Below are 23,321 nucleotides of genomic sequence, written 5' to 3' on the forward strand. Positions count from 1 at the left end.
TACCGCCAGCTTTATCTTTGCTTTTGCGCGATAAGCCCCGTTGGAAAAGTTCGACCTTATCGTGATTGGAAGCGGCTCTGGCCTTGACGTGGCAAACGCGGCGGCGCAAGGGGGCATGAAGGTAGCCATAATAGAAAAGGACAGGATGGGAGGCACGTGCCTCAACAGGGGCTGCATACCCTCAAAGCTTCTCCTGCACAGCGCGGACGTGATGGAGGCGATAAAGGGCGCCGGCACGTTTGGCATAGAGGTCGCAGGCGTGAAGGTGGACTTTGAAAAGATAGTCAGGCGCACAAACGGCATCATCGACCCCGACTCTGAAGGGATACGCAGGGCGTTTGAAAGCATAGACAACCCGATGCTGTTTCACGCAGAATGCAAGTTCGTGGGCAAAAAAGAGATTGCAGTCGCAGGCAGGACGATAACCGCCGATAAAATATTGATAGCAAGCGGGACGAGGCCGGGCGTCCCGAAAGTTGAGGGGCTTGAAGGCTCGGGCTTTATAACAACCGACGAGGCGCTGAGGCTGGAAAAGCAGCCCAGGGTGCTGACCATAATAGGCGGCGGCTACATCGCCTGCGAGCTGGGGCACTTTTTCGGCGCGCTTGGCACCAAGGTCAACATAGTACAGCGCAGAGACGTGATCCTGGTGGACGAGGACGAGGAGGTCGCCAAGAGGTTCACAGAAGTGTTTTCAAAAAAGCACAGCGTCTACACCGGTTTCACCCCAATGTCGGTTGCCAAAAAGGACGGCAGCTTTGTGGTGAGCGCAAAGAACAGGCAGGGCGAGGAGGTAAAGATAGAGTCCGACCAGCTCCTGGTAGCGGCAGGCAGGGTGCCAAACTCTGACATGCTTGACCTTGAAAAGACCGGCGTCAGGACCGACAAGGCAGGGTTCATACAAGTAGACGAGTACCTTGAAACAAGCGTCAAGGGGATATTTGCCCTTGGTGACGCGATTGGCAGGTACCTGTTCAAGCATTCTGCAAACCACGAGGCGCAGTACGCGTACAACAACATCGCCCGGCAGAAAAAAATAGCAGTCGACTACACTGCAATGCCGCACGCTGTGTTTGCGTCGCCGCAGGTGGCCGGCGTCGGGCAGACAGAGCAGGAGCTGAGGGAAAAGGGCGTGCACTATGCAAAAGCCGTGTACCCTTACATCAACACGGCAATGGGCGAGGCGCTTGAGGACAGGGACGGCTTTGTCAAGCTTCTGGTCGGGCACGACAGGAAGATACTTGGCTGCCACATAATCGGGACCGACGCGTCTGTGCTCATACACGAAGTGCTGGTGGTCATGAAGATGGGCGGCACGGTAGACCATATCGCAAACACGGTGCACATACACCCCGCGCTTTCAGAAGTGGTGGCAAGGGCGTCGTACTCTGTCTGACAGGCAAGCCCTCATCGGCAATTCAGTGTGTAACTGCCTCTTCCATACAAAGACTATTGTCGCAACCAGGCCCACCTACGCCTAGTTGAGCAGGCAGTCTTCGCGCAGGGGAGTAACCACGATGGTCACGGTGCTTGCCGGTGTCATTGCGGTGCTTGGCACAAGCGTGCTCTTTCTGTCAGGCGAGTCGCTGAGCTCGTTCTTTGGCGACGTTGGCAGGACGTTTGGAAATTCGCAAGAAAGCCAGACTCAAAGCGAGCCCCTGCCTGCGGCGCAGGAGCAGTCCGGCCCGCCAGTCGAAACAGAGACAGAGGAGCAGCCCGCCGAAGTTGCAGAGCAGCCAACGATAGGGTGCGAGGCCCTCAACATTGCAGGCGAGCATCCAGCCGTGCACACCGGCAGCGACTGCTTTGCGATATCAAACGAGCACATCTGGGTCAACAAAGTCATTGGCAGGCTGAACGAAAGGACGGCCACCGCATTTGTCGTGGAAAACACGGGGACGACAGAGATAACTATCAGCTCCATCCGGGTCAAAGATGTCGCCGTGCTTTCGTCGCACTGGTTCTTTACTTCGGATCCTTCTGTCGTCAAGCCTGCCAACCTGGAAAAGGATCTGCCTGCAGACTATACTGAAGGCCTAGTTGCCATAGGAGGCGGCCTGGTGTCCATGAAGTCCGGACAGATAACCCTGCAGCAGGGTCAGGCTGCCATCGTATATCTGGATGAGGCGGGCGGGCTTACAGAGAGGGACGCAGGCAGCATTATAACGCTCAGCGTGCATGCAGGCCAGATACAGGTGGAAAAAGCCGTCACGGTAGTCAGGGCATAGGAGAGGCCGCCGTGGCAGACGAAAACAGGCCGCCCTGAGCAGAAAGCTAGAATCTCTTTCAAGAAGAACCTTTGACAGATCTTTAAAGCAACGGGCGCGAACAATCCCTATGAGCCTCCGGTGCTTGGAATGTGCAAGCGACCTGCGCGACAGGGTGCTTGTGACAAGGCTAGCGGACATCAGCGTGTGGTTCTGCGACTCGTGCGGGATCTACTATGACAAGGAGGAGATGAAGGACCTGGTGCTCTGCCCGTAGTCCTTGAGAGGCCCGCCGTATGTCTGCCAGTACCCCATACAACCCGTCTTATACTGTTGTTGTCATTTCAGATATTACATTTCGGCAAAGGGTGAACAGTGCATGGCTATATCGCAAGTCGGCAAGTATGGCCCGTCCAAGGCCCTGAACAGGACGCTCAGCGCCCTTGATGAATCGTGCAAGCAGGCCATAGCGTACCACCTGAAAGAAAGGTACGACATAGACCCACTTTCAGAGCCGACGCTTGCGCAGATAGAGGACGCGATTTACGACATGTTCGGCGAGGGTGCGGAGATACTGCTTGCAAGGCTCCACACGGAGCTGCGCCACGGCACAGCCGAGTGAAACGGCTTTACAGGCTGGTCAACTGCCGCTATGTCTCCACTATTTGTGCGAGCCTGAGCACCCACAACTAGGACGAATCATTTCGATTCGCCTTGTTCATTCTGGCCCAAAAGCCCGCGGGGCAAGTAGGGCCGGCCAATCTCTCAGCTATGGTACCGAGGCTTGCGGCGATCCGCCCGGCGCAGGTGCACCTTCAGGGCCATAGGCACCTGAGCTGCTAAATTCGCCTCCCGAGCTGTCAGGGTCCAGGCTGGTGCCATTTAGCATCATGTCGGGGAACAAAACAAAGAGCGACACGGCCACGGCGGCCCCTGCAACAATCACCCCTATTATCACCAGCGTCTGGGTTCTTACCGGCGATTGCATCTTTGCCATTTTTCTTCGGCCGTACTACGGCTTTATGATTAAAAAGGGCACACGACAAAATTTCCGGAGATGTGTTGCGGAAAAAGGCGGGCCGCGGGTTCCATCATGCTATGCGCTTTGACTGTTCCAGCACCTTTTCCGTAAGGCCTTCGATGTCGCGAAAAGCTGTAAAGACGACCACAAGCGACTTGCCTTTCATGACAGGAACGATGACTACAGAGAGATCTGCGTGCGAGATGATGATGAATCTGGTATCGCCGACGACGCGCTCGTTTGTGGTTATCATGCCAACGAGCAGTTCGGTCTGCAGGATCATTCTCTTCATGTCGCTTTCCGGCGGCATGGGCACGCCGGGCCTGCCGTAAATCTCTGCCATCTTGCCCCTGGAAATTATGCCCGCGCTTGTGATGTCGGGCCTTGACTCGACTATGCTTTTCAGCAAGGTCTCGTTGCCCACAATCCCATATCGGAGCCAAACTATAAAAAATCTGCCATTTTCTTGCCTAACTCTTTTATCAGATGGCTGCCTCATCTTACTATGGCCGCCAGATGCAAGACCTGCGGCATGGAATTTGAAGACAAGGAGAAGCTTGAAAGGCACAGGAAGGTGCACGGAAGAAAACCGAAAATCACCTACGCCGGCAGCAGGGACATGAGCCAGATGGGCGTGTAGGCTCGGACGAAACGGTCACGTCCACAGGATAAAACAATTTGCACCGTGACAGCAGCCCTCCTTGCCTGAAACGAAAGTCCGGGAACTGAGGACCCCGTGTACGGCCGGAGGAATCACGGTGCAGTGTTGCATAGTCATGCGGTGATATAATCCCTAGGTCCACTTTGTCTGGTGCCAGCCCTTTACCGTGCGCAGCACCTTTGCGACTAGGAGCTCGTGGTCGTAGGGCTTTTTCACAGTCACGAGCAAGAGCGGGTAGTTGTCCCTCGGCTCTTCCAGGCTGAAATGGAATATGTCCACCTGGTCGTAGCTTGTCAGGTTGTACTGCATCCTGCCCACGTATTCCTCGCGCTCTTTCAGGAGGGTGTGCACGAGTGTCCGCTGGAACATCATCGTGCTGACTTTTTCCGGCTCGGGGAGCTTTAGGCCCTTGCGCATCTTCCACTGGTCAAGCGTCCCGTTGCGCAGCAAAAAGGCGCCCATGATGTTCCTGTCAAGCGACATGACCCTAGCGCAAAGGTCCGGTTTGGCCAACTCACAGAGGTATTATGGGCTCTGTTTAAATCGATTCTGTGAAACAGATTCTATATTTAGAGATTTTATTTCCAGTTTCCCATTTTTAGGTTAAATAACCAACCAAGCTAGCGGTACTCGTCGCCACAGTCGCCTATCAGCTCGTACAGATTTCGCGACCGGGAAGTGACTGCTTCAATCTTTTCATTATCTTCGCTGTCGAGCGAAAACCCAAACACGCGGGCGTTGTCCTGCCTGTGCTCCGACAGTCCTAGGCGTGCGCCTATTATCACGCCTGCGACTGCCGGCCTGTCAAGCACGTAGCGCGCCGCGACGTTTGCAATGCTCGCCCTGTGCTTGTCGGCAGCGGCCTTGAGCGCAACAAGCAGTTCTTGGAACAGCTGCCAGCCGCCCCATGCGTCGACCATCTTCTTGTACTTGCGCAGGCTCAGCGTGTCAAGCTCTGCGTTGCCCGGCTCGGGCTTTTTGAGGTATCTCTCTGAGAGCAGCCCGCCGCAGACTGTGCCATAAGCGAAAATGACCGCACCGTTTTTCTTGCAAAACTCGGCCATCCTGACGGCCGGCCTCTGGTCGATTATGGAATACTGCACCTGGTTTGACGCTATCTTGATCCCGGCGTCCTTCATGTCCTGCATGTGCACGGTGTCAAAGTTGGTGAGCCCGACGTTGCGGATCATCCCTTTGTCGCGCAGCTCAGACAGATGGACCAGCGCGTCGAGCCACGCAGGATTGTAATAGTCCCACCAGTGGAACTGTATCAGGTCAATTGTGTCGACGCCCATGCGCCTGCGCGACTGCTCGACGCTGCGCTCCACAAACTGCCTGCTCATGCTGCGTGGCTCGGGAACGAACTTTGTGAACGCCTGCACATTTGCAAGCTCTGCTTCGCCACGTTGAGATGCAAGCAGTTTCCTGAACTCGCCGATGAAATCCTCTGCCGGCCCGTAAATGTCTGCAAGGTCCCAGCTTGTAAAACCGGCATCGTGGTACTTGACCATCTCCTCCACTGCCTTTCTGCTATCTATCCTGCCGTGGCCGCCTGCAACCTGCCACATGCCGTTCAGGACCCTGCATACTGACAGGCCGCCAAACTCTGTCCTCTCCACGCCGGCAGTAGCGGCAAGGCGGTTTATTTCCGTAGTTTTCGACAATAGGCGATTTGCGACGATAAACGAATTACCGGTTTCTTTGTAGCGTTCCTTAAAAAGCATGGATTCTGATGCTAGCTGAGTGAACACGAGCACACTGGAGGAGTTTGAGGGACGCAGGACAAAGTACCGCAACCCGGACTACGACGACGACGAGGTCGAGGGGCTGATGAGGTACTTTTCCATGACAGACTACGTCGAGTTTGTGGACTTTATAAGAAGGTCGACAGGGGCTAGCGCCGGAAAAGCCTTGTAGCCTTTGCCATCAGGTTTATCGCGACAAAAAACACGGCCCAGGCCACGACGGAACTCGCCATCGAAGCGACGTAGGGCTCGGCGCCTGACTGCAGGAACTGGTAGTGCAGGCCAAACCGGGTGACTGCAAATATCACTTCAGACACGGAGAAGCTTGCAAGGAGCTTTTTGATGTCACCGGCAATCTTTTTCGAGTCCCGCTTTCCTGTTGCAGGGTCGACGTACTTGCTCCTGTTGTCGATGTAGAACAGGAGCGCAAACACCGGTATGTAGACGCCGTACTCTGTCGCCAATGCTGCAGCAGAGTTGCCAAGGTCTCCCGTGCTCTCGTACGAGACCTGCGCGATGTAGGTGCTTGTGAGAAACGCTGCAAAGCCGGCTATCACTATGTTCCTGTTGAACTTGACAGCTTCGCTGTATTTTCTGAAAAAGCCGGGGTTGCTCAAGACAGCCGGGGCTCTCTGCCCTTGAAGTGCCTGTAGACGGGCTCGATTATTTTGTTGACATAAGTCGCGGTTGCGTTTTTCAGGTCCATCGGGTGGATTTTTTTTGCGACAAAGTCCTGTTCTACCTCAGAGTAGCTTGCATACGTGACGTTGCCGCCGTACTTTGCCGGGCGCTCTATCACAAACTCGGAAAACTCGTGGAACACGACGTGGCGCACAAGCTCAAGCACGGGGTTGCCCTCTTTCTCGCCTACGGGGCAGAACGCCTTTGAGATTTTCTCTCGGATTGCCTTCTCGTCGTCGTGTATCAGGACGCCGCTTGCAGGCTTGCTCTTGCTCATCTTGCTTGATATCCTGGCGTCCTCGTCGGCGTTCTCGTCAAGGCCTAGCTTCACGGGCTCTGCAAGGCCTGGAAGCAGGTGGTGGTGGACGCACACCGGTGGCTTCCAGCCCATCTTGGGAAAGACCTCTCTCACGAGCATGTGTATCTTGCGCTGGTCCATGCCCGAGTGCACGATGTCCAGGTCTAATGCTTTGATGTCGACTGACTGCATCGGCGGGTACAGCAATTGCCCGAGGTCCATGCCTTCTGTCTCTTTTCGGCCCATTATGGTGAGCGAGCGGACGGTCCTTGCAAGCGTCATGTGCTTTGAAAAGCGCACAAAGTTCTCCCAGTAGTCCGGCGTCTTTTCGTATAATTCGCTGCCAGTCACGATGTTGACGCCGGGGCAAAAGAACCGAAAGGCGTCTGCATAGTAGCCCGATATTTCGCGGATCTTGTCCCAGTCTCCTCCGAGCTTGTCGTTTATGTAGGTGTGCCAGTCTGCAAGGAAAACAGTGCAGTCTATTCCTGCCTTGATAAAGTCGTTAATCTTGAATCCCGTCAGGATGAGGCTGCCAAGGTGCAGGGCGCCGGATATCTCCAACCCTATGTAGTGGCGCGGGCGCGATTTCGTCCGGAGGAGCTCCTCAAGCTCTGCGCGCGTGATGACCTCCTCGGTAGGGTCTCGCAGGACCAGGTCGAGGCGCTCCTGTACATCCATACACAAATGGGCAGTGGCGATTGTCTATAAACTTTGGTTCTGTCAAGTCTTCGGTTGAAAGTGCTGCCTGTCAAAAGGCGGTTGATAAACCACCACACCCCCTCTCCCCAAGGTGACTGGCACCTTATATCTATCTGCTATCCAGAGTCTCTATTGCCTGAAACTGTTACCGTAGTAAAGTCTGCAAAGCAGTCATACCAGCCCACACAGGAGGTGCTGCAGATGATGGAAATATTCAGGCAGATGGTAAACGACTGCCTAAGAATGGGGCTTGAGAATAATACTTCAACTCTAAAGAAGCTTTCAAGACTCTGCTATTCTGCTCTTGCTGGATATGACATTATTTCCTACTACAAGCTGCATGCCATTGCAAAGGCGGCGGGCATACTTGCTAACAGGAAGCAATCCATTAAGCGCGGTTACCCGACCAGGATTCCCTACATGAAGCATACATCGTTAATTTCCTGCTATGGCTTCAAAATTGCAAATGGTATATTGCAGATTCCCCTTGGCGACAGGCTATACTTTGACATCCTTCTCAACTCATACACTAAGAAAATTCTGTCCGATCCTGCCGTGATAGTGCGCTCTTTTACCCTTGCAGCTAGCAACACTGTAAGCATTTGCTACTCAAAAGAGGTAGCCGGAATTGGATGGACTGCGACAGCTGGGGTTGACAGGAATCTTGCAAATGTGACATACGGTAATAACGAGCGCGTTATCATGTTTGATGTCTCGCAGGCAACTAAGGTAGTAGAAAATACACGTTCTGTTACAAGGTCTTTCAAGCGCAACGATGTGAGAATGCGCAAGATGATAACAGACAAGTACGGTCGACGCCGGCGCAACCGGGTCCATCAGCTATTACACAAGGTCAGCAAAGCAATAGTACAAGACGCCAAAAAGCGAAAAGTGGCAATCGTGTTTGAGGACATTACATTCATTCGTAGGCTTTACCAGAAAGGCAACGGTCAAGGTAGAGGTTATCGATCTAAACTTAACTCCTGGCCTTTCTTCGAGTTGAAGCGCCAAGTAGAGTACAAGGCGGCATGGGAAGGTGTGAAAGTAATTACGTTGACGAAAGGCAAGACGAGAGGAACTTCGCAGCTCTGCCCTCGATGCGGAAAGCGAGTCCAAGAGAGCAGGCGTGATGACCCATTTCATAGGCGACAGCTCTGGTGTCCGGACTGTCAGAGGTGGATGGATCGTGATGTAGCAGCTGCGATGAATGTGGCACGAAAGGGCGGTGAAGTGTTCCACCGTTCAGAAGGGCTTGCAGGTGAAGCAGTGGTGCAGGAACCCGGGAGCGTGACGCCGGCAATCCTGAAAGTCGATGCAAGCAAGTCGAGTCGCTGTGAGCTGAAAGTTGACAGTGTTGCACGCCAACCTAGGACTTGACAGAACCTAAACTTTCTATCCCTATCGCCGGCGAGTGGTCCCCAAGCCAGGCCTTGTGCTCCCTGTATGCCGGGTCGGCGCTCTGCACAACTTGCCAGAACCTCTTGGAGTGGTTCAGCTCCACCGTGTGTGCAAGCTCGTGCACGATGACGTAGTCGATGACTTGCAAAGGCGCAGCTGCAAGTAGCAGGTTAAAGTTCAGGTTGCGCTTTTTGGAGCAGCTGGCCCACCTCGAGCTCTGCCTCTTTATCGAGACCTTGTTGTACGGGAGGCCTGTCCTTGAAGATATCTGCGGCAGGCGCTCTGATATTATGCGTGCAGTCTGCTCCTTGTACCACCGCTCAATCTCTTTTCTGTAGCTCCGCTTGTCTGTGATATGGAACGTTATCATCTTTAGTGAATCGGAGATGGTTGCAGACGGCAGCCGGTCTTTTACAATGTGGTAGCGATACTTGCTGCCAAGGAAGTAAAGCGTGCCTTCTTCGTGGCCGGAGCGTTCCTTGACCTGCTGGTAATGCTGCGCCATCCTGACTATCCAGCCGCGTTTGCTTTGCACAAACTCTTGCAGCCTTTCTTCGCTAACGCCTTCCGGGACGACTGCCTCAACGCCTTTGATGCTGGCGACAAGGCGCATCTGGCGTGCGCGCCTGCTGGTTCTCACTGAAATCGCAAGCGAGCTGTCTATCAAGAGAGGCTGGGAATTCAAAGAAGATGCCTAGATTACGCCGGCCTCGCGCAGCTTGCGCGGCAGGTAGACTTCGGCCAGGTACTTGAATCCGTGCTTGAAGAACGCGTCCAGCTCGCACTTTTCCTTCTTTTGCAGAAACAGGTTGAGCTCCTTCTGCCACTGCTTGTCCTGAAACCAGGGCTTTTTCTTCATATCCTGCGCCCTGTTGATGTCCTCGTCAGTAGCTGCAAGCCTTGCGACTTCGGGTATGTTGTACTCGTAAATGTCTGAAAACATCATGCCAAGCACCTTCGCGTTTGGAGTCACGAGCCTATCGCTGTCGTACGACAGCGATTCGCTGCCTATCTTGTAACGTAATGCAATGCCAAGGCCCCACGGGTCGGCGTCTGCGAATACGACCACGGGCTTTTTCCACTCCTCGTTGAGGGTCTTGACCATGTTCCTGGTCGCCCTGTCAGGCTCCCCGGAGCCTGTCATCAAAATGGCGTTGTATTTCTGGATAAACCCTGACTTGCGTATGTTGTTCAAAACGGTGTCTTTTTCGACCACCATCACAAAGTCTGCCTTTACCTTCACTATTTCCACGTCGCGGATGTTAGTCGGTATCAGCTGCGAAGTTGCCCTGCTTCCAAGGTTGCAGTCAATGATGTCGCCGCCTACCCTGAGCGTTATGGGGCCGGAAATCATGCCCTTTGGCTTTGACGTGACTGAAAACTCTTCTCGCGGAACGCTTGTCAAAAGCTCGATTGCCTTGATAGCGTTGTCCGAGTCTTCCTGCCCGTTCCAGAATTTCTGCTTGTTCTTCTCGTCGCCCACCGTGCTCAGCGTGGCATAATACATGCCCCTTATCGTGCTCTCCATCTCCTCGTCGAGAAGCTTGCGCACCGCGTTTGCCATCACGAGGTACTGCGCAAAGGTGGGGATCTTTTTCGTGCTGTCGGGGCTTATCTTGACCATCTTGTCGCCTATAGTGAGCATCCTCTTTTCTTCATCCCACTTGGTGTTGTCGTAGCCCACCTTTGGCACGTCGAGCACCGGCATCGTTTTTTCAAGCAGGAGGTCGGTACTGACGTCCTTCATTATCGTCTTTATTTTCTTGGTTACTTCCTGGTGGCGCTTGTCCTTTGCCGGCACCTACTTTTTCCCTCCCTTCTTAGGAAATTCTGCCAGCGTGGTCTGCCCTTCCTTCTTTGCCCGCGGCCTTGCGCGCTCGCCTTTTTTGCGGGCCGCGTTTATCGCAATCTGCGCCTTGTCGCGCTTGACCACCTCGCCGTCTATCTCTGCCTCAACGACCTCCTCCTCGAGCCTCTCGCTTGTTATCTCGTCCTCTCGCTCTGGCTGCTGGGTTATCTCGCCTGAAACGTGCTTTTCTGCAAGCTCCGTGAACGCCTGCTCGAGCTTTTTCGAGTCAACTGTTATGGATTCAGATATTGCGTCTACTATCAGCGGTATGTAGTACTTGTAAAGCGAAAGCCTGTTCTGGGCGTCTTTCATGCGGAGCTCCTTGCGTATCTGGGCGCTAACCTTGCGATACAGGTCCGATAAACACGCCTTCATGTACCGCTTCAGGTCGCCTTCTGACGCGATGCTTTCCTTGCCTGCAGTCTTGTAGGGTATCTTTGTAGAGCAGATGTGGAAGAATATATGCAATGGCAGTAATTCCACCGCTCTGTCGGACTTGGCGTCGGGGTTTGCAAACTGCTCCTTGACTTCCTTCTTGGAAATGCCCATCTTGTTTATCTCGACTTCGGACACGACCTCCTTTGCCACGTCGGAGCCCTCGTCGTAAAGCAGCGGGATCTTGTTTGCAAAGCGGTACATCTTGAAAGACGAGATGTCGCCGCCGTACGCGATTCCGCATTCCACGATGGTCGGGCGGTTGTTTATGACGCACGTCCTTGACGAATAGGCGGTGAGCGACGGCTTTAGTATCTTCACCGACAGCTGCGCCTGCTGGCTTGCGTCGTCCTTGCCTGTTATTATCGTGTATTCCGACGTCATGCCTGCGGTAAGTATCTCCTCGCCTATCGGGCTCAGGTGGTCCGTGTTTGGCATGTGGAACTTGGTCTGCTTGCAGATGTTGACTATTTTGATGAGCTCGTGCTCGTCGTACTGATCTGCCTGCTTGTTCTCAAGGCCGGCCTCGGCGACTATCTGCCTGGCTTTTTCGCTTGACAGTTTCTGGAACGAGCCTGCAAGCACGCCTTGCAGCGTGGTCTTTTGGTTCATGAAGTTCATTATGGCCTTCTTGAGCGTCTGCAGGTCCATGTCTGCAGGGTGCGGCAGCACTTCCTTTGCAGGCTGCGGCATCACGTCGGTCCTGCGCTCAAATGTCACCTTGCCCTCGTCTGTTTCAAACTCGATGATGGCATAGGGGTTGACGACGCTTGACTGGCTGATGTACTCGTTTATCTTTGTCTTGGTGTTGATTTTCGTTATGGGCGAGAGCTTTGCCCTGAGCATCGCCTCGACCCTGAATCCCGACTTGCCTGCTATCACTCCCTCGCCGTTTTTGAGGAGCTTTTTGTTGAGAACGATAGGCCTGTTGGTGCTGATGTCGGTGCGGAGCTCGAAATAATACTCCTCTTCCTCGTCAAGCGACTTGGACCAGACCTTCAGTGGCTGGTCGGTGTCCTTTGTGGAAAAGGCCGCTATCATCTTCAAGCCCACGCCGAAAAGGCCGCGCTGCTGCTTTTCCACGTACTTGCCCGACGTCAGAAACGAGCACACGGCGACGGGCACTTTTTCTGAAGGCACGCCTATGCCGTTGTCCTCGCATGTTATCTTCCACAGGTCGTTTACGGGGTCGACAATTTTGAGCGATAATGAAACGCGGGGCAGTATGTGGCCCGTTTCGCACGAGTCAAGCGAGTTTTCAATAAGTTCCCTTACTGCCATGTACAGGATGCGCTCGGTGCTAAAGCCCGCAAGCGCCGAGTTGTCGACAAAGAACTCGGACTCGGCCTTTTTGTCGTACTTCACCCTGCCCCTGTGCACGGCCCTTGTCTGCGAAACTGGAACGTCTGGCCTGGCCGCTACCTCGGCGGCAACCTTTTGCGTCAAACGTTGAGAAGTGGCCCCGTAACTCAATTTAACTTTTTACGGAATATTTGTTGACTCTGTGGTGAAATCAATCAAATTGCGAGCCGTACGGCGTGCCGTGCGACTTTAGCTCCTGCAGCTTGAAAGCCGGACACTCGAGCATTATCCTCTTTTTGCCCTTCTGCACGACGATATAGTCGGAGCCAGAGCCCACCACTGTTCCGTCAACAAGGTCCTTGAGCTGCATGCCCTGACTTGGCTTCCGCCGTTATTAAACTGGCGGGGCAGAAGTTTAATAGCTGCGCCGGCGAAAGTGCGCTCATGCCGTCGCCACTTTTAATGCAGGTGATATTTGACGGCATCTTTGTCACCGTCGTGGGCTCGATGGCGGCAGCGCTTACCACCGGGAGCTTTGTGCCCCAGCTTGTCAGGGCGCTCCGCACCAAGAGGATGCACGACGTCTCGCCGTACCTCATGGCGCTCTTTGCGTCTGGGACCAGCCTGTGGCTTGCCTACGGCATCTTCCGCGACGACTGGGTGATAATAGGCGCAAACGCGACAGGCACCGCGCTCAACCTTGCGCTTCTCTATCTAAAGTACCGCTACAGGCGCTCGTCGTAGCTCTGCGAAAACGGGTTGGTGTGCTCTGCCTGATTGACAAGTGCGATAGTATTGCGCACAAGCTGGTACATGCTGTCGTGACACGCGCACGAGCAGATCCGCGTGACAATCGCCGGCTCGGCTCCTTCCTTGAAGAACCCCTTGCACACGCCGTGGTTGTTCTCCGTGCAGTCTGCCGACTTCATCTGCAAGAATATGCGCAAATGCATTTAAAAATCCTGCGCGGCAATGACTCTGCATGGCAAAGAAAAAGGCCGACATAAAGGTCGACGGCAGCGCCTCGGTGTCCATGGGCGGAAAGTCCATCTCGATAAACGGTGACGCTCTTGTAGTGACAAACGAGTACGGCAACTCTGCAAGCTATGCCATAGGCGCGCACAGCTTTGACGCGCTCTGGTCGCAGCTGTGGCAGTTTGTGAAAGACAGCCAGCACTAGCCATATATCTTGGCGCAAGGAAAAACGGGTAGCCAGTGCTCGTAGACACCTTCAAGGCATCCCTCGACCCGTCGCTTTTCAAGCTCTACCGCAAGTATCTTTATTCAAGGCACAAGGCAACTTCCGAGCTGTCGCAGGCAGAAGTGGTGCACGAAGTCGCCAAGGAAAAGCTTGCCAAGATGGCCGACAAGTTCTGGAAAAACGAGTCCTACTTTGACCCCGGCCCGCAGCTTGAAGTAAAGGTGGCAGGGCATACCCTGAAAAGTCCGGTTGGGATGGCGGCCGGCTTTGACAAGGACTGCGAGATGCTTGCGCCCACCTCGTACGTTTTCGGGTACCTCAACCCTGGAAGTGTGCTTTTGAACGCAAGGGCAGGGAACCCGCAGCGCAGGGTCGCAGTCGACGACGAGAGGCAAGCCCTGATAAACGCGCAGGGGTATCCACACAAGGGCCTCGACAACACCGTAAAGAACCTACGCAGGTTCGTGCAGAGCCCCCGGGGCCGCGCAAAAGTGCTGCTGAACTTTTCCGGCATCACCGAAACATACACGGAAGACGCGGTGCTTGACGCATGCAGGGAGATAATCGAGCAGACTTCACCGTACGTCGATTTCGGGTTTGAGGAAAACCGCGCGTCGCCCAACACGGATTTCAACAAAAAGCTGCAGACGCCCGAGTTTACCAAGAAGATGATCGACCTCATGAACTCGCACGTTCCAAAACACCTGATAAAAGCGTCCAAGATTGTGCCCTATTCTTCATTGCCTCCGACAGACGACGAGCGCAGGGACAGGCTCAAATCGATAAAGGTGTTTTACGAAAACGGCGGCCAGGCAGTGGTTATAGGAAACACGCGGCCTGTCGACACTTCAAAGGACAAGCTCACAAAAGACTTTGTCCGGCCGGTAGCCGGTGAAAGCGGCAGGCCGCTCTTCCCCTACATGCTCAGGATGGTGCAAGACGTGCACAAGGAATTCCCCGACCTTGCCATAATAGCGTGCGGAGGGATATGGGACGGCAACGACGCCTGGCAGGCGATACAAAAGGGCGCGACGCTTGTCCAGCTCTACACGGCGCTGACTTTCAAGGGGTTTGGCGTCGTGAGGGAGCTGCACGACACCCTCAAGGAAAGGCTTGGTAGGGAGACCCTGCAGGGCTTGCTTGAGAAACGAACGTGAAATCCCGAAACACACCCAGAAATTGTTGGAAAAAGTTTTATTTATCTTCAATTAATTTGCCTTTAAAAAGGGATTAAGGTCGTTGTCAAAGCACCCCAAGGTAGTTCTTACTGCAGATCGCACGCTAATGTCTCCCTACAGGGGGATCTCACTTGCCTCGTTTTTTGGCTGCGCCCCGGCGCTTGACATGAACCGGAGCCATGACACGTTCCTCTACCGTGTGCTTGGAAACCAGGTCACTCCAAGGATACTTTTCGATTTTATCTGCAACCCGATTGAGCACACTAACGGCTACGCCAACTACGCGCCCTACGGCCTGAGGAAGGTTGAAGCGGCTCTGCTCCGTGACGGCTATGCACGCGAAGACGTCGTGGTGGCACACCCTGACTACATCGAGCAGTTCATCGGCCCCGAGACCCAGGTCGTCGGGACCTACGAAATGGATCCGCTTGGCATGGGCCCGGTGACGATGACGTTCACCTACGGGCGCAAGCAGCAGTCCTACGACGAGTTTTACAACGCAGACCTGCACCACAGGATATCTGCTGCGAAAAAGAGGACCGGTAGCAAGGCCAAAGTCATCGCAGGCGCCTCGGGCACGTGGCAGTACAACTACGACCCTGCCAAGATAGAGGAATACGACCTCTACGGCATTGTCGAGGGTGAGCTTGGCGGCATCGGCCCGGAGATAGATGGCGCGGCAGGCCCGTTCTTTGATGCCCTTATTGGAGGCGAGTTTGACATGGCAAATCCGTTCAAGAAGAGCCAGTTCAAGGTTGAGGTAAAGGAGTTTGTGAGAAGCGACAGGACCTACCACGGCAGGTTCATCCACTACTGGAACGAGCCATCTGTCGACGAGATTCCAAACATAGTCAACCCGAGCATGCACGGCATGATAGAGGTGATGCGCGGCTGCGGAAGGGGCTGCAAGTTCTGCGACGTGACCCTCAGGCCCCTGCGCTACTACCCGGTGGAGAAGGTCCAGAAGGAGATAGAGATAAACATGAAGTACGGCGGCCTGAAGAACGCCTGGGTGCATTCAGACGACATTTTCGTCTACGGCCTCAACCCGAGGACCACGAAGAACATGCAGCCAAACCGCGAGGCCATCGAAGAGCTGTTCAAGGGCATCATGGCAACCGGCATCGAGCACACCAACCCGACGCACGGGACGCTTGCAGGCGCAATAGCCGACGAGCGCCTGATACCAAATGTGTCAAAGATAATCAAGTCGGGCCCGAACAACCACATCGGGATCCAGTGCGGATTTGAGACAGGAAGCATCAGGCTTATCGGCAAGTATGCTGACCGCAAGCTCTCGCCGTACAAGCCTGAAGAATGGCACTGGGTGGTCAAAAATGGCGTCAAGGTCTTCAACGAGTACTACTGGGTCCCGGCGTTCACGCTCATCATGGGCCTTGACAACGACGAGACCCCGGAGGACAGCTGGGAGACGATACGCCTCATCCACGAGCTCGAGACAGAGCAGCCAGATTCAAAGTTCACGGTAACGCCGCTGACATTCGTGCCGATAGGACTTTTGGAGAAGTCGGACTTTTACGACATCGGCAACACGATGGACCCGGCAAAGCTTGGCGTGATGTACAAGACCTGGCAGCACAACTTCAAGCACGGCATACAAAAGTTCATGGGCAAAGTCGGCAGGGACAACCCGATAAAGAACTGGTTCTTTACCCAGCTTGCAGGCACGCTTGGCGGGGTGCCCCTCACTGCCATGGAAAAGTACGCCCGCAGGAAGGGCCCAGAGCACGAGCGCGTGATAGAGAAGATAAAGGCGAGCTACTGGTAAGGGTTATAGCGCACAGGCGCGCAAAAGCCGGCCGTGCGCGAGGACTTTTTCGAAGTCGACAGGCTTGTCGAGGAGCACGCCAAGCTCTACTCGACTGCATGCGCGACTGCTTGGTTCCGGATAGAGAAGAAGAAGCCAAGCCTCGAAGAGTACCGCGCAAAGGTAGCCGAGTTCATGAAGCACTTTGAATACACCATCTCGACCTTCCCATCGACGCCTGACGCAGAAAAGTTCAAGGAGCACGCCAGAAAGGCGCTTGAGGCAGAAATAGCAAAGGTGCTTGCCGGCCAGAACAAGGACGTGGAAAAGCGCCACAAGTATTTCGTAGACTATTCCTAGATCTCTTTTGCAAGCTGCCCGATGAACTGACGCATGAACCTGGTGCGCTCTTTGGCGACTTTTCTGGCGGTCTTTGTGTGGAGCGTGTTTTGCAGGTTCAAAAGCTTTGCCTGGAAATGGTCAAGCGTCCAGACCGTGTCGTCGGGCTCCCTGCTCGACTTCCAGAAAGGGTCGCCGGGGTTGTAGAACTTGCGGTTTTCAGAGCCCCCGACGCTGAACGTGCGCGCAATCCCTATGGCGCCAAGCGCATCCAGCCTGTCTGCGTCCTGCAGTATCTTGGCTTCAAGCGTGACTGGCCTTATCCTCTTTGAGTAGCTATGCGTCCTGATGCAGTAGCTGACTTTGTCTATCGTAGCCTTGGGCCAGCCGCGCTTTTCGAGTATCTTTTCTGCAATGTCGGCGCTGTCGTCTGCAGACTTGGACCTCTTGGCGCTCCCCTTCGGGTACACGACGAGGTCGTGCAGGAGGACAGCCGCAAGGAGCACCTTCATGTCGGCGCCCTCCTCCTCGCCTATCTTTTGCGCGTTCTTGTAGACCCGCATGATGTGCTCAAAGTCGTGGCCGGGGTCGCGGCCTTCAAGCATCTTTTCAACCTGTCGCCGGAGGTCGTCGAGCATCGGCACAGCTAGCAGTAAATGGAGTATTAAGCAGTTGCTAAAGAGAAAATGAAAAGGAAAAAGGGGGAGCTTGCGCTCTTAGATAACCTGCCACGGTCTTGTCGCGAAGGTTACGCCGAGGCCAGCGCCGATGAGTATACATTGGTAGACAATGTTACCATACGGGATTGGCTTCAGTATTGGCTCACCTGTGACGACCACCGTCTGTCCCCTGCCCAGACCCGGACCGATGTGCTCAACGTTGAGCTGCGTGTGGACGTGGTAAGTCGCTGGTTCAAGCGCCTTGACAGTTATGGCGTAGTCCACTGTCGCACCTGCCGGGATGTCGAAGATGTTGCCTGGCGGGTCTCTTGCGAGGAACTCCCATCTGTTGCCAGCGTTTTCAGATTCGCTGAACAGAGAGAGCCAGCCCCTGAGGTCCCTGTTGACCAAGCTCTTCAGTTGACCACTTACGGTGAGCTCTTCGCCTGTCTGGAGGGTGTTGTCGGAGAACTGCTCGTTGTCAATCCTTACGAACCTGCTTTGCAGCTGCGCCTGAACACCGTGCGCATCGGCTGCAGGTAAGTAGGCGACGACTGCAGACAGCACCATGACCGTTGCAAGAGCCGTTACGATCAATGTCTTGCTTTGCATCATATCCCTCTATCTTAGGCATACCAGAAAGAACAAAGATATATACTTTTTCGCTCCTGATTGCGCTTCTCTTGCACTGCAATGCTAATTAGTCAGCAAAGGGCGTCTTTTGTCAGACAGTCTTGGAAGAGGAAAGCTCGCGCCTTGCACTCACCGCAATAGAGGAGATAGGTCCGGCCACAGAGAAGCGCCTAAAGGCGGCAGGATTTCGCTCTATAAAGGACCTGCTTGTGAGGGGTCCCGTCGATGTCGCAGAGGCTACGGGCATGGAGATGGACGAGTCTGTCGAGATATGCAACAAGGCCAGGATGGTACTTGAAGAGCTTGGCGTCATTGACAAAAGCTTTGTCACCGCCACGAGCCTGTACGAGCGCCGCAAGGAAGGCCAGAGGATATCAACCGGCGCTAGGAACTTTGACGACCTGCTTGGCGGCGGCATCGAGACTAGGGCCGTGACCGAAGTCTATGGCGAGTTTGGCACTGGTAAGACGCAGCTGTGTCACACGCTGTGCGTGATGGTCCAGCAGGGCAGGTCGCAGGGCGGCCTTTCAGGCAAGGCGCTTTACATAGACACTGAAAACACGTTCCGGCCCGAGCGCATCGTTTCAATAGCGCAAGCCCGCGGGCTTGACCACGAAAAGGCGCTTGAAAACGTCATAGTTGCAAAGGCGTACAACAGCGCCCACCAGGAGCTGATAATCGAAGAGACCGGGCCTGTTATAGAGGAGCAGGGGATAAAGCTTGTAGTCGTCGACTCTGCCGTTGCGCACTACAGGGCAGAGTTTCTGGGCAGGGCGACGCTTTCGGAGCGCCAGCAGCGCCTCAACAAGTTCATGCACGTGCTGGTCAGGCTGGCAGAGACATACGAGGTGGCAGTGGTTGTTACGAACCAGATCCAGTCGTCGCCGGACGCGTACTTTGGCGACGCGGCAAGGCCGACCGGCGGAAACGTGGTGGCGCACACCAGCACCTACAGGATATACCTGAAGCGCTCGTCGGGCAAGAACCGCATAGCAAGGATGGTTGACAGCCCGTACCACGCAGAGCGGGAGATATTGTTCACGCTTGCGGACAAGGGCATAGCCGACGTCGGAGACTAGACTTAAATTAAGGCTTTTGCGCTTGCATACTGAATATGCCAAGATCGCACGGCACGCGCAGGAAAGCCCGCTCAATCCTGACAAAGGACAACGTGGTCAGGGGCATATCGTACCTGCTTCACGATTACAAGGTTGGCGACAAGGTCATCGTCGATGTCGACCCGAGGGAGCATTCGACTACCCCGCACAGGCGCTTCCACGGCAGGATAGGTGTGATAACCGAAGTCCGCAAGCGCACGCTAAAGGTGTCCGTTATGTTTGGCGACAAGGAAAAGTTCCTCCAGACCCGGCTGAACCACGTAAAGCCATTGTCGGCGCCGGAGGCAAAGGCATGACAGAGACACTAAAGCGGGAGATCATCACGACAGCCCAGGTTAAGGACATACTGGGAGAGGTCAAGGCCGACGACATGGATCAGATCCAGCGCTGGACCTTTGACTATGTTACAAAGTTCGCCAAGACCGAGGGCAAGAAGGCGCAAAAGATGGTCAAAAAGCTGGTCGAAGAATGCGACCTGACCCAGGAAGAGGCAGTCGAGGTCGTCAATGTTATGCCGACCACGCTTGAGGAGCTCCGCGCTTTTACGTTTGGCTGGAAGAAACTGATACTCACAGAGACTCTTGAAAAGATTCTTGCCATCCTGAAGGCCGACAGCGAAGATAAATAGCCTGCACAACATTATAGGTCGGATACAGATTGTCAGGAGCACCACCGCAGGATCCGGGCCATACCCATTCTAGGGAGGCCGGCCACGAACACGGCCAGAGAAAGTACGAGGAGTACGCCTACGTGCTCGACTACACCCCCCGAGGGAAATCGACCACCGTCCGGGGCAGGGAGGGAGTCATAGTCCAGGCAATAGGTGAGGAGCGCCTGACTCTTTTGGAGCTTTTGGGCGTGCAGAATTCCACCTTCGAGGTTGGCGAGCGCCTGTACATAGGAAGGGAGGGCCGCGACAAGGTCATGAGCGTGCTTGGGCGCATGGACTACAACGACGTCACCCAGTCTGCAAAGAACGAGCTTCCGACCATCGTCGAAAAGGTGGTGCTTGCAAACGAGAAGCGATTCGTGGAATACATCAACATGTCGCAGCCGATAACGCCGCGCATCCACGCGCTGGAGCTGATACCGGGCATCGGAAAAACGTACATGATGACGATAATAAAAGAGCGGGAGAAAAAGCCGTTTGAAAGCTTTGCAGACCTCCAGACCCGGGTGGGCGTGCGCGAGCCTGCAAAGCTGATAGCAAAGAGGATAATCGAAGAGATAATGGGCCAGGCCCGCATGAACCTCTTCGTGCGAAAGTAATTGCCCCGAACCAGGACACAGAGGCTGGGCCAGCATTTCCTTGCAGACAGGTCTGTGCTTGAAAAGATAGTACAGGCTTGCGGATTGCGCAGGACCGAAACGGTTTGCGAAGCAGGGACTGGAACCGGCGTCCTGACAAAAGAGCTGTGCAAGTATGCCGGGCGCGTCCTGTCGTACGAGGTTGACAGGGAGCTTTTCGCCCGCGCAAGGAGGATGGAGATCCCTAACCTGGAGCTCGTCAACAGGAACCTTTTCAGAGAAGACGTCAAATTTGACGTGTTTGTCTCAAACCTGCCATATTCCAAAAGCCGCGACGCGTTCGAGTGGCTGGTCTCTCGAAAGTTTGACAGGGCGATAGTCATGGTGCAAAAAGAGTTTGCAGAAAAGCTCCTTGCAAGGCCGGGCGAAAAAAACTACCGTGCGATAACCGCGATTGCGTCTTATTGTTTTTCAATAGAGCCGCTTTTTGACGTGGGCGCCGAAGCGTTTGAGCCACGGCCAAAGGTCGCATCAACTGTGCTGAGGGCAAAACAGGTCCGCGTTGTAAGCAAGCAGCAGATACGCAAGGCAAACCTGCTCTTTTCAAAAAGGAACAAAAAGGCGTCGGCTGTTGCGGCAAAAATGGGCGTCAGCGCAGACTTTGGGCAACGACGCATCTGCCAGCTCGGGCCGGCTGAAATAATGGAGCTTGCCCTGTGATGTACGCCCCTGCGCCTGACACGTTTCTCCTGGCAGAGTGCACCTCAAAATACCGCGGGGCGTGGGCGCTTGAGATAGGTGTCGGCTCGGGCGCCGTGACAGAAGAGCTTGCGGCAAACTTCCAAAACGTGGCAGGGACCGACATCGACCTTGCGTCGCTTGCCTACTGCAGGAGCAGGAACCGCAAGCCGATGCTTGTCTGCTGCGACGCGGCGTCTGCTCTTTCCAATGTCAGGTTCGACCTTGTGGTCGCAAACCCTCCGTACCTCCCGGACGACATCAAAAAAGACGCGACGGTCCACGGCGGGTCCACCGGCGTCGAAACCACCATACACTTTATCGAGTCGGCGCTACCGCTACTTTCAAGACAGGGCGCAATGTTAGTCGTGGTATCTTCAAGGTCCGACCAGTCAGCTCTTGACGCTTTTCTGGCAGAAAAGGGCTTGAAGAAAAAGGTGGTAAAAGAAAAGAGGCTGTTTTTTGAGCGCCTTTCGGTGCTCGAGCTTACTTTTTGAGCAGTTTTGCAGCCCTTGCGGCTATCTGATCTGACATCTGCGAGAGCGACGCCTTGCCTCCGAGGTCGTAGGTGACGTACTTGCCCTCGTTTATGACGTCTTCAGTCGCAGCAAATATTGCCTTGCATACTGCGCGCTCGCCAAGATAGTCTGCCATCCATGCGCCCGACAGGATTGTCGCGACGGGGTTGACCTTGTCCTTGCCGGCGTATTTTGGCGCGCTGCCGTGGGCCGGCTCGAACATCGCATAGTCGTCGCCATAGTTGCCCGAGTACACGTTTCCTATCGAGCCGACGTTGCCAGAAGCGCACTCTGATATCACATCCATGAACAGGTTGGTGCTGACAAGGACGTTCTGGTTGAAGCGCTCGGGGTTCTTGACAAGCTGCTGGGTCATGTTGTCGATGTAGTATTCCTCGTATTCGATGCCCTTGAACTGTTTTGCCGCGTTTTCAATCGACGACCAGAATATGCCATCGGTCTCTTTCAGTATGTTGCGCTTTGTTATCGCTACTACTTTCTTCCAGCCGTAGTCCTTGGCGACCTCAAACGCCTTTTTCGCGATGCGGTCGCAGCCCTTCCTCGTGATCTTGCGGATGGCAATGGCCGAGTCGTCTGAAGTCTTGAACTCGATGCCCGCATAGAGGCCCTCTGTTGCCTCACGGACGCAGATAAAGTCCAGCTGCTTTTCCGCGTTCTTGTAGGTCTTTATCGGCCTCAGGTTGCCGTAAAGCTGGAACTTTATCCTGATGCTGACAGCAACACTGCGCGGCGCGTTTGGGACCGGGACTGTTGTGGTGGGTCCCTTGAAGCACGCGTCAGAATCTTCGAGCAGCTTCCACACTTCTGGCGAAATGTACGAGTCCCCGCCCTTCTTTTGCCACCATTCAGAGCCGGCGTCGCACTGGACGAGCTCCATCTTGGTGTTGCAGGCCTTGAGGACCTTTATCATAGCATTGACAAGCTCGGGGCCGGTTCCGTCGCCCCTGATAATGGCAGCAGTCTTGGTAGCCAAGTGAATCAGGATGCAGGGGTTTGTCTTCTCTATTTTATCCTTACTTGTGAGTGAGTTGCGCCCTCACGACCATGTTGTCCCTAAACGGTGGGACGTCGGCTGCAGACGGCACCGGGGTGAACTCGTTGTTCTCTGAATAATACGAGTACTGGATGTCATAGTCGTCAAGGTCTAGGACCTGCTCGACGTTGGTGCCAGTCGAGTTGCTGACGACTGTTATGGAGTTTCCGCCTGCCTGGTAGATCTTCATAAAGTCGGCCATCGTGAACCTGATTGGCCTGATGTACTCGATGTGCACCGTGTTGCCCGTTTCGTCAGTGTGTATCGGGCGCAGGCATTCCTGGCCGTCCTTGGGCTGCTTGCCTATTCCGTCCGGAAGCAACGTCTGCTCTCCGTCGACTACCATCTCTATTCTCGGGTAGAGCTGGAATGTCTCTATGTTGTGGTTCTTCAGGCAGATCGAGAGAGGGTCGGGAGGAGGCGCAAGCTGGCTGACCAAAAGCGCGACGAGAGTTGCTGCGCCCATGATTATCGGCACAATGAGGACTTCCTTCTTGCCGAGCCTCTTTTTGGGCTTCTCCTCCTTTATCTTGCGCTTCGGCACTTCTCTTTCTGTAGAGATTGGGGC

The 23,321-nt window shown here is 54.6% G+C and carries 33 protein-coding genes; 18 read left to right on the top strand and 15 right to left on the bottom strand.

The features are described 5' to 3' along the window. The first annotated feature begins 40 nt into the window (after positions 1 to 40). From HXY31_RS10150 to HXY31_RS10165, 4 genes are all read left to right on the top strand, one after another. Entirely contained in the window at positions 41 to 1,396 is a 1,356-nt protein-coding gene (locus HXY31_RS10150; protein ID WP_292642650.1) for a dihydrolipoyl dehydrogenase, read from the top strand. 85 nt (positions 1,397 to 1,481) lie between these two features. Further along, the gene (locus HXY31_RS10155; protein WP_292642651.1) at positions 1,482 to 2,228 is read left to right on the top strand and encodes a hypothetical protein; all 747 of its coding nucleotides are present in this window, start codon (positions 1,482 to 1,484) and stop codon (positions 2,226 to 2,228) included. 109 nt (positions 2,229 to 2,337) lie between these two features. Beyond that, positions 2,338 to 2,484 (top strand): hypothetical protein, encoded by a 147-nt coding sequence (locus HXY31_RS10160; RefSeq protein ID WP_292642654.1) that lies wholly within the window; start codon positions 2,338 to 2,340, stop codon positions 2,482 to 2,484. A 102-nt stretch (positions 2,485 to 2,586) separates the two neighbouring features. Next, entirely contained in the window at positions 2,587 to 2,829 is a 243-nt protein-coding gene (locus tag HXY31_RS10165) for a hypothetical protein (protein ID WP_292642656.1), read from the top strand. A gap of 147 nt (positions 2,830 to 2,976) precedes the next feature. Here the strand turns inward: HXY31_RS10165 and HXY31_RS10170 are convergent, their stop codons facing one another. Both HXY31_RS10170 and HXY31_RS10175 read right to left on the bottom strand, forming a co-directional pair. After that, positions 2,977 to 3,204, bottom strand: a complete 228-nt coding sequence (locus HXY31_RS10170) for a hypothetical protein (RefSeq protein WP_292642658.1) — start codon at positions 3,202 to 3,204, stop codon at positions 2,977 to 2,979. 94 nt (positions 3,205 to 3,298) lie between these two features. Further along, positions 3,299 to 3,652 (bottom strand): hypothetical protein, encoded by a 354-nt coding sequence (locus HXY31_RS10175; protein ID WP_292642659.1) that lies wholly within the window; start codon positions 3,650 to 3,652, stop codon positions 3,299 to 3,301. Between the two features lie 81 nt (positions 3,653 to 3,733). Here HXY31_RS10175 and HXY31_RS10180 point away from each other — a divergent pair, with 81 nt between their 5' ends. Next, the gene (locus HXY31_RS10180) at positions 3,734 to 3,868 is read left to right on the top strand and encodes a hypothetical protein (RefSeq protein ID WP_292642661.1); all 135 of its coding nucleotides are present in this window, start codon (positions 3,734 to 3,736) and stop codon (positions 3,866 to 3,868) included. 153 nt (positions 3,869 to 4,021) lie between these two features. Here HXY31_RS10180 and HXY31_RS10185 read toward each other — a convergent pair whose 3' ends face one another. Both HXY31_RS10185 and HXY31_RS10190 read right to left on the bottom strand, forming a co-directional pair. Next, entirely contained in the window at positions 4,022 to 4,402 is a 381-nt protein-coding gene (locus HXY31_RS10185) for a hypothetical protein (protein ID WP_292642663.1), read from the bottom strand. 107 nt (positions 4,403 to 4,509) lie between these two features. Beyond that, positions 4,510 to 5,508, bottom strand: a complete 999-nt coding sequence (locus tag HXY31_RS10190; protein WP_342817020.1) for an aldo/keto reductase — start codon at positions 5,506 to 5,508, stop codon at positions 4,510 to 4,512. Positions 5,509 to 5,632: 124 nt separating this feature from the next. Between HXY31_RS10190 and HXY31_RS10195 the strand changes: the two genes are divergently transcribed. After that, a complete protein-coding gene (locus tag HXY31_RS10195; protein ID WP_292642667.1) occupies positions 5,633 to 5,806 on the top strand; it encodes a hypothetical protein in 174 nt (57 codons plus the stop codon). Here the strand turns inward: HXY31_RS10195 and HXY31_RS10200 are convergent. Together HXY31_RS10200 and HXY31_RS10205 are read right to left on the bottom strand one after the other, a co-directional pair. Continuing rightward, entirely contained in the window at positions 5,784 to 6,251 is a 468-nt protein-coding gene (locus tag HXY31_RS10200; RefSeq protein WP_292642669.1) for a hypothetical protein, read from the bottom strand. The genes HXY31_RS10195 and HXY31_RS10200 overlap by 23 nt on opposite strands. Then, a complete protein-coding gene (locus tag HXY31_RS10205; protein WP_292642671.1) occupies positions 6,248 to 7,294 on the bottom strand; it encodes a tyrosine--tRNA ligase in 1,047 nt (348 codons plus the stop codon). Before HXY31_RS10205 ends, HXY31_RS10200 begins: the two co-directional genes overlap by 4 nt. A gap of 153 nt (positions 7,295 to 7,447) precedes the next feature. On the opposite strand from HXY31_RS10205, the gene HXY31_RS10210 reads away from it, so the two are divergent. Then, positions 7,448 to 8,692 (top strand): transposase, encoded by a 1,245-nt coding sequence (locus HXY31_RS10210; protein WP_292642672.1) that lies wholly within the window; start codon positions 7,448 to 7,450, stop codon positions 8,690 to 8,692. Here HXY31_RS10210 and HXY31_RS10215 read toward each other — a convergent pair. The 4 genes from HXY31_RS10215 to HXY31_RS10230 all read right to left on the bottom strand — a co-directional run bounded on the left by HXY31_RS10215 (position 8,682) and on the right by HXY31_RS10230 (position 12,669). Next, a complete protein-coding gene (locus HXY31_RS10215) occupies positions 8,682 to 9,398 on the bottom strand; it encodes a SprT family zinc-dependent metalloprotease (protein ID WP_292642674.1) in 717 nt (238 codons plus the stop codon). The genes HXY31_RS10210 and HXY31_RS10215 overlap by 11 nt on opposite strands. 9 nt (positions 9,399 to 9,407) lie before the next feature. Continuing rightward, positions 9,408 to 10,514 (bottom strand): hypothetical protein, encoded by a 1,107-nt coding sequence (locus HXY31_RS10220; RefSeq protein ID WP_292642676.1) that lies wholly within the window; start codon positions 10,512 to 10,514, stop codon positions 9,408 to 9,410. Next, positions 10,515 to 12,443, bottom strand: coding sequence for a DNA topoisomerase VI subunit B (locus HXY31_RS10225; RefSeq protein ID WP_292642678.1), 1,929 nt, complete (start codon positions 12,441 to 12,443; stop codon positions 10,515 to 10,517). A 67-nt stretch (positions 12,444 to 12,510) separates the two neighbouring features. Then, a complete protein-coding gene (locus HXY31_RS10230) occupies positions 12,511 to 12,669 on the bottom strand; it encodes a hypothetical protein (RefSeq protein ID WP_292642680.1) in 159 nt (52 codons plus the stop codon). Positions 12,670 to 12,743: 74 nt separating this feature from the next. Here HXY31_RS10230 and HXY31_RS10235 point away from each other — a divergent pair, with 74 nt between their 5' ends. Then, the gene (locus HXY31_RS10235) at positions 12,744 to 13,043 is read left to right on the top strand and encodes a SemiSWEET family sugar transporter (RefSeq protein WP_292642682.1); all 300 of its coding nucleotides are present in this window, start codon (positions 12,744 to 12,746) and stop codon (positions 13,041 to 13,043) included. Here HXY31_RS10235 and HXY31_RS10240 read toward each other — a convergent pair. Then, positions 13,025 to 13,228 (bottom strand): hypothetical protein, encoded by a 204-nt coding sequence (locus HXY31_RS10240; RefSeq protein WP_292642684.1) that lies wholly within the window; start codon positions 13,226 to 13,228, stop codon positions 13,025 to 13,027. The genes HXY31_RS10235 and HXY31_RS10240 overlap by 19 nt on opposite strands. Before the next feature lie 53 nt (positions 13,229 to 13,281). Between HXY31_RS10240 and HXY31_RS10245 the strand changes: the two genes are divergently transcribed. From HXY31_RS10245 to HXY31_RS10260, 4 genes are all read left to right on the top strand, one after another. Beyond that, complete coding sequence (locus HXY31_RS10245) at positions 13,282 to 13,479, top strand: hypothetical protein (protein WP_292642686.1); 198 nt, start codon at positions 13,282 to 13,284, stop codon at positions 13,477 to 13,479. A 35-nt stretch (positions 13,480 to 13,514) separates the two neighbouring features. Next, positions 13,515 to 14,657, top strand: coding sequence for a hypothetical protein (locus HXY31_RS10250; RefSeq protein WP_292642688.1), 1,143 nt, complete (start codon positions 13,515 to 13,517; stop codon positions 14,655 to 14,657). Positions 14,658 to 14,784: 127 nt separating this feature from the next. Next, entirely contained in the window at positions 14,785 to 16,467 is a 1,683-nt protein-coding gene (locus HXY31_RS10255; RefSeq protein WP_292642690.1) for a radical SAM protein, read from the top strand. A gap of 33 nt (positions 16,468 to 16,500) precedes the next feature. Next, positions 16,501 to 16,806: a hypothetical protein gene (locus HXY31_RS10260; protein ID WP_292642692.1), complete on the top strand. Its 306-nt coding sequence runs from the start codon at positions 16,501 to 16,503 to the stop codon at positions 16,804 to 16,806. Here the strand turns inward: HXY31_RS10260 and HXY31_RS10265 are convergent. Further along, positions 16,803 to 17,423, bottom strand: a complete 621-nt coding sequence (locus HXY31_RS10265) for an HD domain-containing protein (protein ID WP_292642694.1) — start codon at positions 17,421 to 17,423, stop codon at positions 16,803 to 16,805. The genes HXY31_RS10260 and HXY31_RS10265 overlap by 4 nt on opposite strands. 78 nt (positions 17,424 to 17,501) lie before the next feature. After that, positions 17,502 to 18,059: a methane monooxygenase/ammonia monooxygenase subunit B gene (locus tag HXY31_RS10270; protein ID WP_292642696.1), complete on the bottom strand. Its 558-nt coding sequence runs from the start codon at positions 18,057 to 18,059 to the stop codon at positions 17,502 to 17,504. Positions 18,060 to 18,178: 119 nt separating this feature from the next. On the opposite strand from HXY31_RS10270, the gene radA reads away from it, so the two are divergent. From radA to HXY31_RS10300, 6 genes are read left to right on the top strand one after another with little or no spacing between them, the layout of a single operon-like run. After that, positions 18,179 to 19,156, top strand: a complete 978-nt coding sequence (gene radA, locus HXY31_RS10275) for a DNA repair and recombination protein RadA (RefSeq protein WP_292642698.1) — start codon at positions 18,179 to 18,181, stop codon at positions 19,154 to 19,156. A gap of 35 nt (positions 19,157 to 19,191) precedes the next feature. Further along, a complete protein-coding gene (locus tag HXY31_RS10280; protein WP_292642700.1) occupies positions 19,192 to 19,491 on the top strand; it encodes a hypothetical protein in 300 nt (99 codons plus the stop codon). Then, the gene (locus HXY31_RS10285; protein ID WP_292642702.1) at positions 19,488 to 19,823 is read left to right on the top strand and encodes an RNA polymerase Rpb4; all 336 of its coding nucleotides are present in this window, start codon (positions 19,488 to 19,490) and stop codon (positions 19,821 to 19,823) included. The genes HXY31_RS10280 and HXY31_RS10285 overlap by 4 nt, the downstream gene beginning before the upstream one ends. A gap of 29 nt (positions 19,824 to 19,852) precedes the next feature. Beyond that, entirely contained in the window at positions 19,853 to 20,464 is a 612-nt protein-coding gene (locus tag HXY31_RS10290) for a DUF655 domain-containing protein (protein WP_292642704.1), read from the top strand. Next, a complete protein-coding gene (locus tag HXY31_RS10295; RefSeq protein ID WP_292642706.1) occupies positions 20,465 to 21,163 on the top strand; it encodes an rRNA adenine N-6-methyltransferase family protein in 699 nt (232 codons plus the stop codon). Beyond that, positions 21,163 to 21,678, top strand: coding sequence for a methyltransferase domain-containing protein (locus HXY31_RS10300; RefSeq protein WP_292642885.1), 516 nt, complete (start codon positions 21,163 to 21,165; stop codon positions 21,676 to 21,678). Before HXY31_RS10295 ends, HXY31_RS10300 begins: the two co-directional genes overlap by 1 nt. On the opposite strand, the gene HXY31_RS10305 is transcribed toward HXY31_RS10300, so the two are convergent. Both HXY31_RS10305 and HXY31_RS10310 read right to left on the bottom strand, forming a co-directional pair. Then, positions 21,668 to 22,693 carry an isocitrate/isopropylmalate dehydrogenase family protein gene (locus tag HXY31_RS10305; RefSeq protein WP_292642708.1) on the bottom strand — a complete coding sequence of 342 codons (1,026 nt, stop codon included), beginning with the start codon at positions 22,691 to 22,693 and terminating at the stop codon, positions 21,668 to 21,670. The genes HXY31_RS10300 and HXY31_RS10305 overlap by 11 nt on opposite strands. A 40-nt stretch (positions 22,694 to 22,733) precedes the next feature. Continuing rightward, the gene (locus HXY31_RS10310; RefSeq protein WP_292642709.1) at positions 22,734 to 23,297 is read right to left on the bottom strand and encodes a hypothetical protein; all 564 of its coding nucleotides are present in this window, start codon (positions 23,295 to 23,297) and stop codon (positions 22,734 to 22,736) included. Between the last annotated feature and the right edge of the window lie 24 nt (positions 23,298 to 23,321).

The sequence above is a fragment of the Nitrososphaera sp. genome (assembly GCF_013388945.1).
Classification (GTDB): Archaea; Thermoproteota; Nitrososphaeria; order Nitrososphaerales; family Nitrososphaeraceae; genus Nitrososphaera.